The organism is Pseudonocardia sp. MH-G8, from assembly GCF_002262885.1.
GTDB lineage: Bacteria > Actinomycetota > Actinomycetes > Mycobacteriales > Pseudonocardiaceae > Pseudonocardia.
The window spans coordinates 217,891-231,332 of record NZ_NKYF01000008.1 but is presented as its reverse complement, the minus strand read 5'-3'; the positions used below and the strand labels follow the sequence as shown (position 1 = coordinate 231,332).

Below are 13,442 nucleotides of genomic sequence, written 5' to 3'. Positions count from 1 at the left end.
TTCGAGTCGTCGTTGCCCTTGATCGGGAAACCCTCCGGGGCCTCGGACGCGTCGTCCAGCGGGGCGTGGCTGCCCTCGCCGTACGGCGCGTCCTCGGTGGAGGTGCTCTCCGCGGCCTCGGTGGCCGCACCCGAGGCCTGCTCGGCCGACTCGGCGGCGTCGAGCGCCTTCTCCTCGGTTGCGCTGCCGGGCTCGGCAGCCACCGCGGCGTCCAGCGCCTTGGTCGAGGCCTCGTCGGCGGTGTCGGCTGCGTCCTGCGCAGCTTCCGCGGCCGGCTCGGTCTTGGCCTGCTGCGACGCGGCCACCCGGCGAGCGCGGTCGGCCTCGTCGGTGACGGTCTTCTGCGAGACCAGCTCGATCACTGCCATGGGGGCGTTGTCGCCCTTGCGCGGCAGCGTCTTGGTGATCCGCGTGTAGCCACCGTTGCGGTCGGAGAAGAACGGCCCGATCTCCTCGACGAGCCGGTGCACGACCGACTTGTCGCGGATGACCTTCATGATCTCCCGGCGGTTGTGCAGGTCGCCCCGCTTCGCCTTGGTGATCAGCCGCTCGGCGTACGGCCGCAGCCGGCGCGCCTTCGCCTCGGTGGTGGTGATCCGACCGTGCTCGAAGAGCGACGTGGCCAGGTTGGCCAGGATCAGCCGCTGGTGCGCGGGCGACCCGCCGAGGCGGGGGCCCTTGGTGGGCTGAGGCATGGCTACAGCTGCTCCGTTTCTGCGTAGTCCTGGCCGTCGTCCCCGAACGTCTCGGGGTCGAACCCTTCGGAGCCGTACTCGGCGGCCGCGGCCGACGGGTCGAATCCGGGCGGGCTGTCCTTGAGCGCGAGCCCGAGGCCGACGAGCTTCATCTTGACCTCGTCGATGGACTTGGCACCGAAGTTGCGGATGTCGAGCAGGTCGGCCTCGCTGCGGCCCACCAGCTCACCGACGGTGTGGATGCCCTCGCGCTTGAGGCAGTTGTAGGAGCGGACGGTGAGGTCCAGCTCCTCGATCGGCATCGCGAAGGCCGCGATGGTGTCGGCCTCCTGCGGCGACGGGCCGATCTCGATGCCTTCCGCGTCGACGTTCAGCTCGCGCGCGAGGCCGAACAGCTCGACGAGGGTCTTGCCGGCCGAGGCCAGCGCGTCCCGCGGGGAGATCGAGGGCTTCGTCTCGACGTCGAGCACCAGCTTGTCGAAGTCGGTGCGCTGCTCGACACGGGTGGCCTCGACCTTGTAGGTCACCTTCAGGACCGGCGAGTAGATCGAGTCGACCGGGATGCGGCCGATCTCGGCGCCGGTGGCCTTGTTCTGCATGGCCGGCACGTAGCCGCGGCCCCGCTCGACGACGAGCTCCACCTCGAGGCGGCCCTTGTCGTTCAGGGTGGCGATGTGCAGGTCCGGGTTGTGCACGGTGACACCGGCCGGGGGCACGATGTCGCCTGCGGTGACCGGGCCGGGGCCCTGCTTGCGCAGGTACATCGTCACCGGCTCGTCCTCCTCGGAGCTGACGACCAGCTCCTTGAGGTTGAGGATGATGTCGGTGACGTCCTCCTTGACGCCCGGCACGGTGGTGAACTCGTGCAGCACGCCGTCGATGCGGATGCTGGTGACGGCCGCGCCGGGGATGGAGGAGAGCAGGGTGCGCCGGAGCGAGTTGCCCAGCGTGTAACCGAAGCCCGGCTCCAGCGGCTCGATGACGAACCGGGAGCGGGTGTCGACGACCGATTCCTCGGCCAGACCTGGACGCTGAGAGATCAGCATGGGGTTGTGCCTCCTTCAGGCCTGCGGCAACCGCTATTTGATGCCGCAGTGAGAACCCCCGGCCCGTCCCTGCAGGGCCGGGGGTGTCGAGCGCTGCTCCTACTTGGAGTAGAGCTCGACGATCAGCTGCTCGGTGACCTGCGTGTCGATCTGCGCACGCTCGGGCAGCTGGTGGACCAGGATGCGCAGGGTCGACGGGACGACCTGCAGCCACGCCGGAACCGGTCGGTCGCCCTGGAGCTCCTTGGCGATGACGAACGGGTCCGTGTTCACCGACTTCGGCTTCACGTCGATGACGTCGTACTGCGACACCCGGTAGCTGGGGATGTCGACCTTCTGGCCGTTCACGACGAAGTGGCCGTGGTTGACCAGCTGCCGCGCCATCCGCCGGGTGCGGGCCAGCCCGGCCCGGTACACGACGTTGTCCAGGCGGGACTCGAGGATCTGCAGCAGGTTGTCACCGGTCTTGCCGGGACGCCTGTTGGCCTCTTCGAAGTAGCGGCGGAACTGCTTCTCCAGCACGCCGTACCCGTACTTGGCCTTCTGCTTCTCCTGCGACTGCAGGAGGAACTCCGTCTCCTTGATCCGGATCCGGCCGTGCTGGCCGGGCGGGTAGGGACGGCGCTCGAAGGCCTGGTCGCCGCCGACGAGGTCGACCTTCAGCCGGCGGGACTTGCGGGTCATGGGTCCGGTGTAACGAGCCATGTCTTGTTACTCCCTTTCCCTAGACCCGGCGCCGCTTGGGCGGGCGGCAGCCGTTGTGCGGCTGGGGGGTGACGTCGGAGATGGTGCCGACCTCGAGGCCGGCGGCCTGCAGCGAACGGATCGCGGTCTCCCGACCGGAACCCGGACCCTTCACGAACACGTCGACCTTCTTCATGCCGTGCTCGGCGGCCTTGCGCGCGGCGCTCTCGGCGGCCATCTGCGCCGCGAACGGCGTGGACTTGCGCGAGCCCTTGAAGCCGACGTGGCCCGCGGAGGCCCACGCGATCACGGCACCGGCCGGGTCGGTGATCGAGACGATCGTGTTGTTGAACGTGCTCTTGATGTGGGCCTGGCCCACCGCGATGTTCTTCTTCTCCTTGCGGCGGACCTTCTTGGGTCCTCCCGCAGCGCGAGTGCGAGGCGGCATTACTTCTTACCTGCCTTCTTCTTGCCGGCGACCGTCTTCTTCGGTCCCTTGCGGCCGCGAGCGTTCGTCTTGGTGCGCTGGCCGCGGACCGGCAGCCCCCGGCGGTGCCGGATCCCCTGGTAGCAGCCGATCTCGATCTTCCGGCGGATGTCGGCCTGCACCTCACGGCGCAGGTCGCCCTCGACGCGGAGGTTCGACTCGATGTACTCGCGCAGGGCGGCGAGGTCCTCGTCGGTCAGGTCCTTCGACCGCAGGTCGCGGTCGATGCCGGTGGCGGCGAGGATCTCGAGGGAACGGGTGCGCCCGATCCCGTAGATGTAGGTCAGCGCGACCTCCATCCGCTTGTCGCGGGGGAGGTCGACGCCGGAGAGTCGTGCCATGTGGCGGGTTCTCCTGTCGTGGTGTGCCAGGTCTTCCCAGCGCCCGTCCCGGATGGCTCACAGCCGACCTGCGTGCAGGTCCGGCCATCAGCACCGCCGGGCCCCGGCCTGGTTCCGGGGGTGGTTGCGCCCGTGTGGCGCGGTAGGTGCGCTGGGTTCCTCTTGTATCCGCGAGGTGCGGGAGATCAGCCCTGACGCTGCTTGTGGCGCAGGTTCTCGCAGATCACCATGACCCGCCCGTGACGGCGGATCACCTTGCACTTGTCGCAGATCTTCTTGACGCTCGGCTGGACCTTCACGTCCATCGCTCTCTCGTTGGCGGGTGGTGCGTTGTCACTTGTAGCGGTAGACGATGCGGCCGCGGGTCAGGTCGTATGGCGACAGCTCGACCACGACCCGGTCCTCGGGGAGGATCCGGATGTAGTGCTGGCGCATCTTGCCGCTGATGTGTGCGAGGACCCGGTGTCCGTTCTCCAGCTCCACGCGGAACATCGCGTTCGGCAGGGGCTCGACGACCCGGCCCTCGACCTCGATCGCCCCGTCTTTCTTGGCCATGTCCTCCGCGTTCCGTGACAGGTAGCCGTACTGTCGGGTGGCAGTACTCTTGTTCCGTGCGCAGGCACACCGTTGCTCCGGGACCGTGAGCTACGGGAGGCACGACGGAACCGGCGCAAGTAGGCGCGCCGAGAGTCCAGTGTACGACCGCGGCGCGGCGGCCTGCAGATGGGGCCCTACCAGATGCCGTGAACACGCTCACCTCCCGCAGCACACCCGACCGGCGCGCCGCTGCGGGTCGGACCTTGCACCGCCGCCGCCAGGCATGATCGGCTCGACGCCGGGGAGGTGGGGAAGGCCTGATGTGGACGCGCGGACGCCGACGTTCCGGCCGGTCACGCCGCTCGCAGGTGGCCGCGCGCGAGCTGGCGGCACACCACGGGGCAGGGGTGCAGCTCTGGCACGAGGGCCGCGCCGCGGAGGCGTCCACCGCCTTCACGGAGACGTTCGAGGGGTGCCGGGCCCGGCTGGGCCGCGGCCACCCGGCCACGCTCGCCGCCGCGGGGAACCTCGCCGCCGCGCGGTTCGCGTCGGGCGACTGGCAGACGGGCATCGAGCTGCTCGGGATCAGCGTCGCGGACCGCACCCGCGTGTTCGGGCGCACCGACCCGCGCACCCTGACCGCGGTCGACGCGCTCGCCACGGCCTACCGGCTGGTCGGCCGGATCGACGAAGGGCTCGCGCTCGCCGAACGGGTCGCCGAGGAGCGCGAGCGCCTGCTCGGGCCCGTCCACCTGGAGACCCTCACCTCGCAGCTGGGCGCCGCGCTGGCGCGCGCGGCGTTCGGCGACGTCGAGACGGCCATCGCGGTGCTGGAGCGGGCGCTGGCGGATGCGGAGCCGTTCCACGGGCCCCGGCACGAGCACGTGATCGCGCTGCGGTCGAACCTCGCACGCTGCTACGCCCTGCTCGGCCGCTCCCGCGACGCGCTCGCGACGTTCGACCGGGCCGCCGCCGACGCCACCGCGGTGCTCGGCAGGCAGCACCCGGAGACGGTGGCGCTGTTCGACGACATGACCCACGTGCACCAGCCGACCTGGTTCTACGCGATCGGCCGCTTCGGGCGCTGAGCGCACTGTGTCCGTTCTGTCGGCCCCCGGCGCTACCGTCGGCTTGACCTGCACTCCGGTTCACGTACTTCCGTAGGAAGAGTGATGAACGCCCAGTCCGGCTCCACCCGTCGCCTCCCCCGTCCGATCCGGCCGTTCCGTCACCGCGAGTACCGCCTGCTCGTCATCTCGATGGCGGCCTCGCTGTTCGCCAGCGGGCTGTGGCTCGTCGCGCTCGTCTACCAGGTCATCGCCCTCGGCGGGGGCCCGGCACAACTGTCGGTGGTGGCCACGGCGTCGGCAGTGGGCCTGCTGGTCAGCGTGCTCGTCGGCGGGGTCGCCGCCGACCGGCTGCCCAAACGCGCCGTCCTGCTCGGCGTGGAGGTGGTCCGCGTCGTCTCGGCCACCGCCGCGGGCACTCTCGCCATCACCGGCGTGCTGACGCTGTGGCAGCTGGCCGGCATCGCGTTCGTGCTGGGTGCCGCCGAGGCGTTCTTCTTCCCGGCCTACTCGGCGATCCTGCCCACGCTCCTGCCCTCCGACGAGCTGCTCGCGGCCAACGGCGTCGAGGGCACGCTGCGCCCGATCGCACAGCAGGCGCTCGGGCCTGCGCTGGCCGGTGTCGTGGTGGGCGCGTTCGCCCCCGGCGTCGCGCTGCTGCTCGCGGCCGGCATCTACGCGCTCGCCGCGATCACACTGGTGGTGATGCGCAGCGTCGCGGTGGTCCCGCCGTCCGAGGCCGGCTCGGTGCTCGGCGACCTCGCCGAGGGCTTCCGCTACCTGTTCCGCACCGGCTGGCTGTTCGCCTCGCTGGCGTTCGCCACGCTCTACGTGCTCGTGCTGATCGGGCCGATAGAGGTGCTGCTGCCGTTCGCGGTGCGCGAGCAGACCGGTGGCGGGGCGAGCAGCTTCGCGCTCGTGCTGGGCACGTTCGGGGTGGGCGGCGCGGTGGGCTCGCTCGTCGTCTCCTCGTGGCGGCTGCCGCGGCGCTACCTCACCGCGATGCTCCTGCTCTGGGGTGCCGGGGCCGCACCGCTGGCGCTGATCGGGCTCACCACGCAGCTGTGGGTCATGGCAGCCGCCTCGTTCGTGGTCGGCTTCACCGGCTCCGCGGCGATGGTCATCTGGGGCACGCTCCTGCAGCGCCGGGTGCCCCCGCACCTGCTCGGGCGCGTCTCCAGCCTGGATTTCTTCGTCTCCCTCGCCCTGATGCCCGTGTCGATGGCCGTGGCCGGACCCGTCGGCGAGGCGCTCGGCGTGCCGATGACGTTCGTGCTGGCCGGCCTCGTACCGGTGTTCCTCTCCGTCGCGGCCATCGTCGGCTGGCGACTGCCGGCCGACGAGATCGCCCACCCGCTCGACGTCACACCGGAGGGCGACGCACCGCAGGCACCGCTCCCGGCCGCGTGACCGGAGCTCCACACAAGCTCAGAACACATTCGCCGTCCATGATCGTCAGTCCGCGGGACCGCGCTTGCGATCCGCCTTCTTCCCGAGCGCACCAATGGGCGGAGGGTCACGACTGTCGGTCGTCCAGTTTCGCTTTTCTGCAGCGCCGGGTGACCTATTGCCGCTTCGGAGATCGACCGGTCACCATTTCCCTGTGATCGGCGGAGCCGGAGCCGGCAACACCCTGCACCTGGCACTCTCACACCACTTTCGCTGGTCACGGCCGCCCGCGTTCGCATTTTCATGATCAGATAGACCTGAGAGGGATTCGGGGAAGATCCAAAACCCTCACGTCCATATGGTCATGAAAACACCTGTGGGCGCGCCGTCCCCGGCTTTCGGCACGCAGGACGACCTCGACGCCGAACCGACTGCGCGTGAGACCTAGAAATGCGGGCGGGCAGGGAGTGTCGAGCCGGGACGGCGCGCCCACTACAACCCGGACTACGAGGCAGGGACAGGGGGAGGAGCAGCGGCGGGGCGCCGGTTCGAATGCTGCTCACGCACCTCGCGTCCGGCCACACCCCCGATTCGCGCCCAGGCACCCCGTCGATGGGTCGCTTCACCGCAGGAGTGGGGCGTCGACGGAGAGGGTGCGTGGACGAGGGGCGGCCCGGCCGCCTGCCGTGAGCGTCCGTGGTCACCACGGCGCCGCAGCGCACGTGGCGATCCCGGCGATCAGCCGCGCACCCCGTCCGGTGCCGACCGGAACACGACCGCCGCGCCGAGCGCCGCCTCCGCCGGTACGAACACCTCGCCGGCCGGCGTCTCGCGCACGGGGAAGCCGGCGTCGTCGAGCACGCCGCGGGTGGCATCGAGATCGCGCACCGTGACGACGTAGCCGGCGAACCCGGGTAGCTCCGGCACGCGCTCACCCGGCAGCAGGACGCCGAGGGCGTGCTCGCCGACGATCGTGATGCGGCCGCCGTCCAGCTCGAGGGTCCGTACCCGGCCGCGGCCACCCGCCGGGCGGCCCACGTAGCGCTCGTAGCGGCGGGCGTGACCCTCGAGCTCGGCGTCCGGGACGCAGAGGATCGACTCGACGATGTCGAGCGCGCCGTTGGGGTGTTCCGGCCGGTCCTCGTCGGCCAGGTCCTCCGCCAGCGCCAGCCGTCCCTCGGGGGCGCCGGGATCGAGCTCGAGGTAACCGATCGCCGTCGGTTCGCCGCCGGCGGCGTGGGGCCGCTGCAGCCGCTGCACGCCGTCGTGCGGCACACCCGCGGTGGTGAGCCGCATGGCGGCGGCATCCGCATCAGGGGGCTGCAGCACCAGGATGTGCAGCCCCTCGAAGCGGGCCAGCGCCGCCGAAAGGCGTGCGGTGGTGGCGGCGATGCCTGCGGCGAGCCGCTCCAGAGCTGCGGGTGGCGCCTCGACGGGCACCAGGGTGGCCCCGTCGGGCGGCTCCGCGCCGACGACGGCGACGAGCTCGACGAAGTTGCGACGCAACGTGGCATGAGTGTTCCCGGCGCCTGCCGCGCGCGGTGCTTCCCCCGGTGCGGGCGGGAGTGCGGGGAAGGCCGGCGGCGGGAGCACGAAGCCCAACCGCCGGTACAGGACGAGTGCCTCACCGATGTCCCGGACGACGTGCCCCACGTGATGCAGGTACATTCTGAAAGTGTACTAGCAAATGACAGTTGGATGGCAGAATCGGAGGCGGCTCCCGTGGCCGGACTGCGCGAACGCAAGAAGGCCATGACCAGGTCGGCCCTCCAGCGGGAGGCCCTGCGGCTGTTCCGCGAGCACGGCTACGCGGCCACCACCGTCGAGCAGATCGCCGAGGCCGCGGACGTCTCACCGAGCACGGTGTTCCGCTACTTCCCCTCCAAGGAGGAGCTGCTGGTCCTCGACGGGCACCACTCGCTCGCCGACGCCGTCGCTCGCGCATTCGCGGCGCAGCCGCCCCAGCTCGGCGCGGTCGCGGCGCTGCGCGCCACCCTCCGTGATGTCCTCGCCGATCTCCCGCCCGCCGACCGTGCCGCCCGGCTCGAGCGCGACGTCGCGCTGATCGCCGTACCGGAGCTGTGGTCGGCGAACCTCGGCCTGCTGGAACGCGCCCTCGACGAGCTCGGGAGGCTGGTGGCGCAGCGAGCGGACCGCGACCCGCGCGACGTCGCGGTTCGGACCCTCACCGGCGCCGTGCTCGGTGTCGCCGTGCGCGTGTTCCTCGATGCCGGTGACGACCCCGACGGCGATCCGGCGGCCGCGCTGGACGAGGCGCTGTCCCACCTGGAGGCCGGCCTCCCGCTGTGAGGGGCCCTGCCCGGCCGGTCAGGGCTGGCCGATGCGGTCCACGATCCCCGGCTCCACCGGCCGGTCCACCGGATCGGAGAAAATCACGTGGGTGTTCGGGTCGGCTTGGCTGAGCGCCCAGAGCCCCACGGCATCGGCGGCGGCGAACACGAGCGCGGCGATGATGGCGAGCACGAACCGCCTGCGACGCTCGCGCCGACGCCACCCCGCGCTCGCCCTGCGGTACGCGCCGGGGTCGGAGCGCACGCCCGTGGCGAGGGCGTCGAACGCTTCGCGCAGACGCTCGTCGGCGTCCGGTGTGTTCATCGGCGCTCCTCGAGCGTGCGTGACAGCGCGGCCATCCCCCGCGACACGTGCACCTTCACCGATCCCGCGGAGATGCCCATCGCGTCGGCGATCTCACTCTCCCGCAGGTCCAGCCAGAATCGGAGCACCAGCGCCTCCCGTTGCCGGGCCGGCAACGCGCGCACCGCGTCCACCAGCGCCTTCTGGTCATCACGCAGCACCGCCCGGTCCTCGCCCGAGGCGACGTGGGGCGGCACCTCGTCGGTACGGGCGGCGTGCTTGCGCACCACCTGCAGGTGGCGGATGCGCATCCGCGTCAGGTTCACCACCACCGAGCGAAGGTAGGTCGCCGCGGCCTCCGGGCTGCGCAGCCGCCGCCACCGGCGGTAGAGCTGGTAGAACGCCTCGGCCACCACGTCCTCGGCGTCGTCGGCGCCCAGCAGGACCGCCAGCCGCACCAGCGACAGGTGATGGGCCTCGAAGAGCACCGCGACGGCGCGTTCCCGGTCGAGCCCGCGCAGGTCGACCGCGGCGTGCACGGCCGTGCCGGTGTCCTTCACCCCGTCACCCCCGCCCTCGACGCGCCCCCGCGGGCGAACCCGGGCGTGAGCGCCGTGGCCACCGCCAGGTTCACGGCGAGCGCGACGACGGCGACGTAGAGCAGTACCGGCCCCACCGCGACGACGGAGGTGTACCCGCCCGCCACCGCGAGGACGGTGCCGGTGACCATGCCGGCCGCCCAGCCTGCGAGCAACGCGGAGCGGTGCCACCAGCCGGAGAAGAGCCCGAGCACGACCGCGGGGAAGGTCTGCAGGATCCAGATTCCGCCCAGCAGCTGCAGGTTGATCGCGTCCTGCTCGCGCAGCCCGAAGACGAACGCGAGGGCGGCGACCTTCGCCAGCAGCGACACCCAGCGCGCCACCCGCACCTCGTGCTTCGGGGTGGCGTCCGGGTGGAAGAACTCGACGTAGACGTTGCGGGTGAACAGCGCGGCGACCGCGACCGACATCACCGCGGCCGGCACCAGGGCGCCCACCGCGAGGGCCCCGAACACCGCGCCGCTGGCCAGCTCCGGCAGCAGCTCCCGGATCAGCAGCGGCACGGCGACCTCGGCGTTGCCCAGCGGTGCGGCGACGCCCGCGGCCAGCGCCGCGATCCCGAGCAGCCCGAACAGGCCGAGCACGAACGTCCAGGCGGGCATGGCGACGGCGCTGCGGCGCAGCGTGTCCGGCCCGGCGGCGGCGAAAGCGGCGGTGAGCACGTGCGGGTACATCGGCAGGGCCAGCGCGGATCCCAGCGCCAACGTGGCGAACGCCGGATGCAGCGCCGGGTCGAGCAGCAGGCCACCGCCCGTGCCCAGCTCGCGCTCGGCCCCGTCGAACACGGCCGGGAACCCGCCGAGACGGCCGAGCGCCACGCCCACCACCCCGAACGCGGCCCCGAACACGAGCACCCCCTTGACGATCGAGATCACCGCGGGCGCTCGCAGACCGCTGCGGAACGTCGCGCCGGCGAGGACCGCGAACACGGCGGTCAGGGCCAGGTCCCCGGCCGGGCCCTGCGGGTAGAGCCCACCGGCGTCGAGGACGGCGCGCACGCCGAGGAGCTGCAAGGCGATGTAGGGCATGGTCGCGAGCACCCCGGTGAGCGCGACCACGAGCATCAGCGCCGGCGAGTCGTACCGCGCGCGGACCCAGTCGGCCACCGTCACCGCGCCGGTGCGCCGCGCCGCGGTCCACAGCCGGGGCAGCAGCACGAACAGCACGGGGCAGAGGATCACCGTGTACGCGAGCGGGAAGAAGCCCAGCGCACCCGTGCCGTACGCGAGGCCGGGCACCGCGGCGAACGTGTAGGCGGTGAAGATCGAGCCGCCGAGCAGGAACCATGTGACACCGGTGCCGAACCCGCGGTCGGCCAGCGCCCACCCCGCGAGGTGGGGCAGCACGTCGCGGCGGTGGAACCAGCGCGCCGCGAACGCCAGAACCGACGTCCCGCCGAGCACGGCGATGAACGCGGAGGTGGCCAGCGGCTCGTCCATGGCCCCCACACCTCATCAGGCCGTACCCCCGGTGTCCACACGCCGTTGGGATCTCGTGCCGCTCGTCTGTCAACCGTCGGCGGTGCTCGGGCAACCAATGCTTCGTAGTCGCGGCGAGGGCGCCGCGGAGGGTGCGAGGAGAGCTGATGTTGGAAAGACTGGAACGGGTGCTCGGGCCGGGAGGGGCGGCATGACGCTGCGCGAGGCACGAGCGCGGCTGAACCCGCGCTCGGTGCTGATCTGGACGGCGATCGCGGTCGTCAGTGCTGTGGCCTGGGGCGTCCTCGCAGTCGCCCGCGGCGAGAACGTCTCCGCCATCTGGCTGGTGGCGGCCGCGCTCGGCTCCTACGCGATCGCCTACCGCTTCTACGCGCGGTTCATCGTCAGACGCGTCCTGCGGGCCGACGACAACCGCGCCACCCCTGCCGAGCGGCTGGACAACGGCACGGACTTCCAGCCCATGGACCGGCGCGTGCTGTTCGGCCACCACTTCGCCGCGATCGCAGGCGCGGGCCCGCTGGTCGGACCGGTGTTGGCCGCGCAGATGGGCTACCTCCCCGGCACGATCTGGATCATCTTCGGGGTCATCTTCGCCGGCGCCGTGCAGGACATGGTGACCCTGTTCTTCTCGATGCGGCGCAACGGGCGCAGTCTCGGGCAGATGGCGCGCGACGAGATCGGCGTGGTCGGCGGCATCGCGGCGCTGGTGGCCGTGTTCGCGATCATGATCATCCTGCTCGCGGTGCTCGCGCTCGTCGTCGTCAACGCGCTGGCGCACTCGCCGTGGGGCACGTTCTCCATCGCCATGACGATCCCCATCGCGCTGTTCATGGGCTTCTACATGCGCAGCATCCGGCCGGGCCGGGTCGTCGAGACCAGCGTCATCGGTGTGGCGCTGCTCCTGATCGCGATCATCGCGGGCGGCTGGGTGCAGAACTCGAGCTGGGCCGACGCGTTCACGCTCGAGCCCACGACGCTCGTGTTCTGCCTGATCGTCTACGGGTTCGCGGCGTCGGTGCTGCCGGTGTGGATGCTGCTCGCCCCGCGCGACTACCTCTCCACGTTCATGAAGATCGGCACGATCGGGCTGCTCGCGCTCGGCGTCGTGTTCACGGCCCCGGTCATGAACACCCAGGCGTTCACCGAGTTCGCGTTCACCGGCGCGGGCCCGGTGTTCGCAGGCTCGCTGTTCCCGTTCGTGTTCATCACGATCGCGTGCGGCGCGCTCTCCGGCTTCCACGCGCTGGTGGCCTCCGGCACCACGCCGAAGCTGATCCAGAAGGAGTCGCAGGTCCGGCTCATCGGCTACGGCGCGATGCTCATGGAGTCCTTCGTCGCGATCATGGCGTTGATCGCCGCCTCGATCCTCGACCCCGGCCTCTACTTCGCGATGAACGCCCCCGCCGGCGTCCTCGGCAGCACCGTGGAGTCGGCTTCCGAGGCGGTGAACAACCTCGGGTTCACGATCACGCCGGAGGCGCTCGCCGGGGCGGCGGCCGCCGTGCAGGAGAGCACGCTCGTCGCGCGGACCGGTGGCGCACCCACGCTCGCCGTGGGCATGTCGGAGATCTTCTCCGGCGTCTTCGGCGGCGACGCGATGAAGGCGTTCTGGTACCACTTCGCGATCATGTTCGAGGCGCTGTTCATCCTCACGACGGTGGACGCGGGCACCCGCGTCGGGCGCTACATGCTGCAGGACACCCTCGGCAACGTCTACAAGCCGTTCTCGGACGTCAACTGGAAGCCGGGGCTGTGGCTCACCAGCGCCGTGGTCGTCGGCGCGTGGGGGTACTTCCTCTACGTCGGCGTCACCGACCCGCTGGGCGGGATCAACCAGCTCTTCCCGCTGTTCGGCATCGCGAACCAGCTGCTCGCGGCCATCGCGCTCACCGTGTGCACGACCATCTTGATCAAGTCGGGGCGCGCGAAGTACGCCTGGGTGACGTTGGTCCCGCTCGCCTGGGACGCGGCCGTGACGCTCGTCGCGAGCTGGCAGAAGGTGTTCTCGCCCGACCCGAAGCTCGGCTTCTTCGCCCAGCGCGCGCGCTACGCGGACGCGCTGTCCCGTGGTGAGGTGCTCGGCCCGGCCAAGGACATCGACGACATGCGGGCCGTGGTCGTGAACTCGACCGTGGACGGGGTGCTGTCGATCCTGTTCGCGGTCCTGATCATCATCGTGATCGCGAACGCGATGCTGGTCTGGTACCGGGCCCTGACCACGTCCGAACCGCTGCCGAGCACCGAGGCACCCGCGGAACCGTCGCAGATCGTGGCGCCCGCGGGGCTCATCGCCACGGCGGAGGAGAAGCGGGCGCTGGCTGCGGCGGGCGAACGGACATGAGCACGCTCGTCCGCGCCTGGCGCGGCGTGCACTGGTACCTGCGCGAGCTCACCGGCGAGACGCAGTACGAGCGCTACCTGGAGCGGCACGCCCGCGAGCACCCGGACGCGCCGAAGCTCTCGAGGAAGGAATTCGAGAGAAGAAGGATCGCAGCAGCAGACGCGAAACCAGGCAGCCGCTGCTGCTGACGCCCCACCCATCCCGCACCTTGGAGCCTTACTG

The 13,442-nt window shown here is 71.2% G+C and carries 15 protein-coding genes and 1 pseudogene; 5 read left to right on the top strand and 11 right to left on the bottom strand.

Annotated features, from left to right (window positions below; all coding sequences use genetic code 11):
- Window positions 1-155 precede the first annotated feature (155 nt).
- The 7 genes and pseudogenes from rplQ to infA form a co-directional block, all read right to left on the bottom strand.
- Window positions 156-695 (bottom strand): annotated as a pseudogene (rplQ, locus tag CFP66_RS48585) (50S ribosomal protein L17); the annotation flags it as partial.
- 2 nt (window positions 696-697) lie between these two features.
- The gene (locus tag CFP66_RS20690; protein WP_094926757.1) at window positions 698-1,741 is read right to left on the bottom strand and encodes a DNA-directed RNA polymerase subunit alpha; all 1,044 of its coding nucleotides are present in this window, start codon (window positions 1,739-1,741) and stop codon (window positions 698-700) included.
- Window positions 1,742-1,840: 99 nt separating this feature from the next.
- Window positions 1,841-2,446: a 30S ribosomal protein S4 gene (gene rpsD, locus CFP66_RS20685; protein WP_094926755.1), complete on the bottom strand. Its 606-nt coding sequence runs from the start codon at window positions 2,444-2,446 to the stop codon at window positions 1,841-1,843.
- Between the two features lie 19 nt (window positions 2,447-2,465).
- Window positions 2,466-2,873 carry a 30S ribosomal protein S11 gene (gene rpsK, locus CFP66_RS20680; RefSeq protein ID WP_094926753.1) on the bottom strand — a complete coding sequence of 136 codons (408 nt, stop codon included), beginning with the start codon at window positions 2,871-2,873 and terminating at the stop codon, window positions 2,466-2,468.
- A complete protein-coding gene (gene rpsM, locus CFP66_RS20675) occupies window positions 2,873-3,253 on the bottom strand; it encodes a 30S ribosomal protein S13 (protein ID WP_094926751.1) in 381 nt (126 codons plus the stop codon). Before rpsM ends, rpsK begins: the two co-directional genes overlap by 1 nt.
- Window positions 3,254-3,438: 185 nt before the next feature.
- Window positions 3,439-3,552, bottom strand: coding sequence for a 50S ribosomal protein L36 (gene rpmJ, locus CFP66_RS20670; protein ID WP_010148647.1), 114 nt, complete (start codon window positions 3,550-3,552; stop codon window positions 3,439-3,441).
- A 34-nt stretch (window positions 3,553-3,586) separates the two neighbouring features.
- Window positions 3,587-3,808: a translation initiation factor IF-1 gene (infA, locus tag CFP66_RS20665; RefSeq protein WP_028929190.1), complete on the bottom strand. Its 222-nt coding sequence runs from the start codon at window positions 3,806-3,808 to the stop codon at window positions 3,587-3,589.
- A gap of 302 nt (window positions 3,809-4,110) precedes the next feature.
- On the opposite strand from infA, the gene CFP66_RS20660 reads away from it, so the two are divergent.
- Complete coding sequence (locus tag CFP66_RS20660) at window positions 4,111-4,878, top strand: tetratricopeptide repeat protein (RefSeq protein ID WP_094926749.1); 768 nt, start codon at window positions 4,111-4,113, stop codon at window positions 4,876-4,878.
- Between the two features lie 84 nt (window positions 4,879-4,962).
- Complete coding sequence (locus CFP66_RS20655) at window positions 4,963-6,267, top strand: MFS transporter (protein WP_094926747.1); 1,305 nt, start codon at window positions 4,963-4,965, stop codon at window positions 6,265-6,267.
- Between the two features lie 717 nt (window positions 6,268-6,984).
- Here CFP66_RS20655 and CFP66_RS20650 read toward each other — a convergent pair.
- Entirely contained in the window at window positions 6,985-7,914 is a 930-nt protein-coding gene (locus CFP66_RS20650) for a VOC family protein (RefSeq protein ID WP_094926745.1), read from the bottom strand.
- Between the two features lie 30 nt (window positions 7,915-7,944).
- Between CFP66_RS20650 and CFP66_RS20645 the strand changes: the two genes are divergently transcribed.
- Window positions 7,945-8,556 (top strand): TetR/AcrR family transcriptional regulator, encoded by a 612-nt coding sequence (locus CFP66_RS20645; protein WP_094926743.1) that lies wholly within the window; start codon window positions 7,945-7,947, stop codon window positions 8,554-8,556.
- 18 nt (window positions 8,557-8,574) lie between these two features.
- On the opposite strand, the gene CFP66_RS20640 is transcribed toward CFP66_RS20645, so the two are convergent.
- Genes CFP66_RS20640 through CFP66_RS20635 form a run of 3 tightly spaced genes read right to left on the bottom strand, consistent with a single transcriptional unit; the run spans window position 8,575 to window position 10,879 of the window.
- Window positions 8,575-8,862, bottom strand: a complete 288-nt coding sequence (locus tag CFP66_RS20640) for a hypothetical protein (RefSeq protein ID WP_094926740.1) — start codon at window positions 8,860-8,862, stop codon at window positions 8,575-8,577.
- Complete coding sequence (locus tag CFP66_RS47280; protein WP_143517319.1) at window positions 8,859-9,401, bottom strand: RNA polymerase sigma factor; 543 nt, start codon at window positions 9,399-9,401, stop codon at window positions 8,859-8,861. The genes CFP66_RS20640 and CFP66_RS47280 overlap by 4 nt, the downstream gene beginning before the upstream one ends.
- On the bottom strand, window positions 9,398-10,879 hold the full coding sequence (locus tag CFP66_RS20635; RefSeq protein ID WP_143517318.1) for a sodium:solute symporter: 1,482 nt from the start codon (window positions 10,877-10,879) through the stop codon (window positions 9,398-9,400). The genes CFP66_RS47280 and CFP66_RS20635 overlap by 4 nt, the downstream gene beginning before the upstream one ends.
- 190 nt (window positions 10,880-11,069) lie before the next feature.
- On the opposite strand from CFP66_RS20635, the gene CFP66_RS20630 reads away from it, so the two are divergent.
- Both CFP66_RS20630 and CFP66_RS20625 read left to right on the top strand, forming a co-directional pair.
- Complete coding sequence (locus CFP66_RS20630; RefSeq protein ID WP_094926734.1) at window positions 11,070-13,220, top strand: carbon starvation CstA family protein; 2,151 nt, start codon at window positions 11,070-11,072, stop codon at window positions 13,218-13,220.
- A complete protein-coding gene (locus CFP66_RS20625; RefSeq protein WP_094926731.1) occupies window positions 13,217-13,408 on the top strand; it encodes a YbdD/YjiX family protein in 192 nt (63 codons plus the stop codon). Before CFP66_RS20630 ends, CFP66_RS20625 begins: the two co-directional genes overlap by 4 nt.
- Window positions 13,409-13,442: the final 34 nt, after the last annotated feature.

Bases quoted from the DNA above. Each gene is read 5' to 3' on its own strand.
- CFP66_RS20690 (WP_094926757.1), bottom strand. From the start codon at position 1,741: ATGCTGATCTCTCAGCGTCCAGGTCTGGCCGAGGAATCGGTCGTCGAC.
- rpsD (WP_094926755.1), bottom strand. From the start codon at position 2,446: ATGGCTCGTTACACCGGACCCATGACCCGCAAGTCCCGCCGGCTGAAG.
- rpsK (WP_094926753.1), bottom strand. From the start codon at position 2,873: ATGCCGCCTCGCACTCGCGCTGCGGGAGGACCCAAGAAGGTCCGCCGC.
- rpsM (WP_094926751.1), bottom strand. From the start codon at position 3,253: ATGGCACGACTCTCCGGCGTCGACCTCCCCCGCGACAAGCGGATGGAG.
- infA (WP_028929190.1), bottom strand. From the start codon at position 3,808: ATGGCCAAGAAAGACGGGGCGATCGAGGTCGAGGGCCGGGTCGTCGAG.
- CFP66_RS20660 (WP_094926749.1), top strand. From the start codon at position 4,111: ATGTGGACGCGCGGACGCCGACGTTCCGGCCGGTCACGCCGCTCGCAG.
- CFP66_RS20655 (WP_094926747.1), top strand. From the start codon at position 4,963: ATGAACGCCCAGTCCGGCTCCACCCGTCGCCTCCCCCGTCCGATCCGG.
- CFP66_RS20650 (WP_094926745.1), bottom strand. From the start codon at position 7,914: ATGTACCTGCATCACGTGGGGCACGTCGTCCGGGACATCGGTGAGGCA.
- CFP66_RS20645 (WP_094926743.1), top strand. From the start codon at position 7,945: ATGGCAGAATCGGAGGCGGCTCCCGTGGCCGGACTGCGCGAACGCAAG.
- CFP66_RS20640 (WP_094926740.1), bottom strand. From the start codon at position 8,862: ATGAACACACCGGACGCCGACGAGCGTCTGCGCGAAGCGTTCGACGCC.
- CFP66_RS20635 (WP_143517318.1), bottom strand. From the start codon at position 10,879: ATGGACGAGCCGCTGGCCACCTCCGCGTTCATCGCCGTGCTCGGCGGG.
- CFP66_RS20630 (WP_094926734.1), top strand. From the start codon at position 11,070: ATGACGCTGCGCGAGGCACGAGCGCGGCTGAACCCGCGCTCGGTGCTG.
- CFP66_RS20625 (WP_094926731.1), top strand. From the start codon at position 13,217: ATGAGCACGCTCGTCCGCGCCTGGCGCGGCGTGCACTGGTACCTGCGC.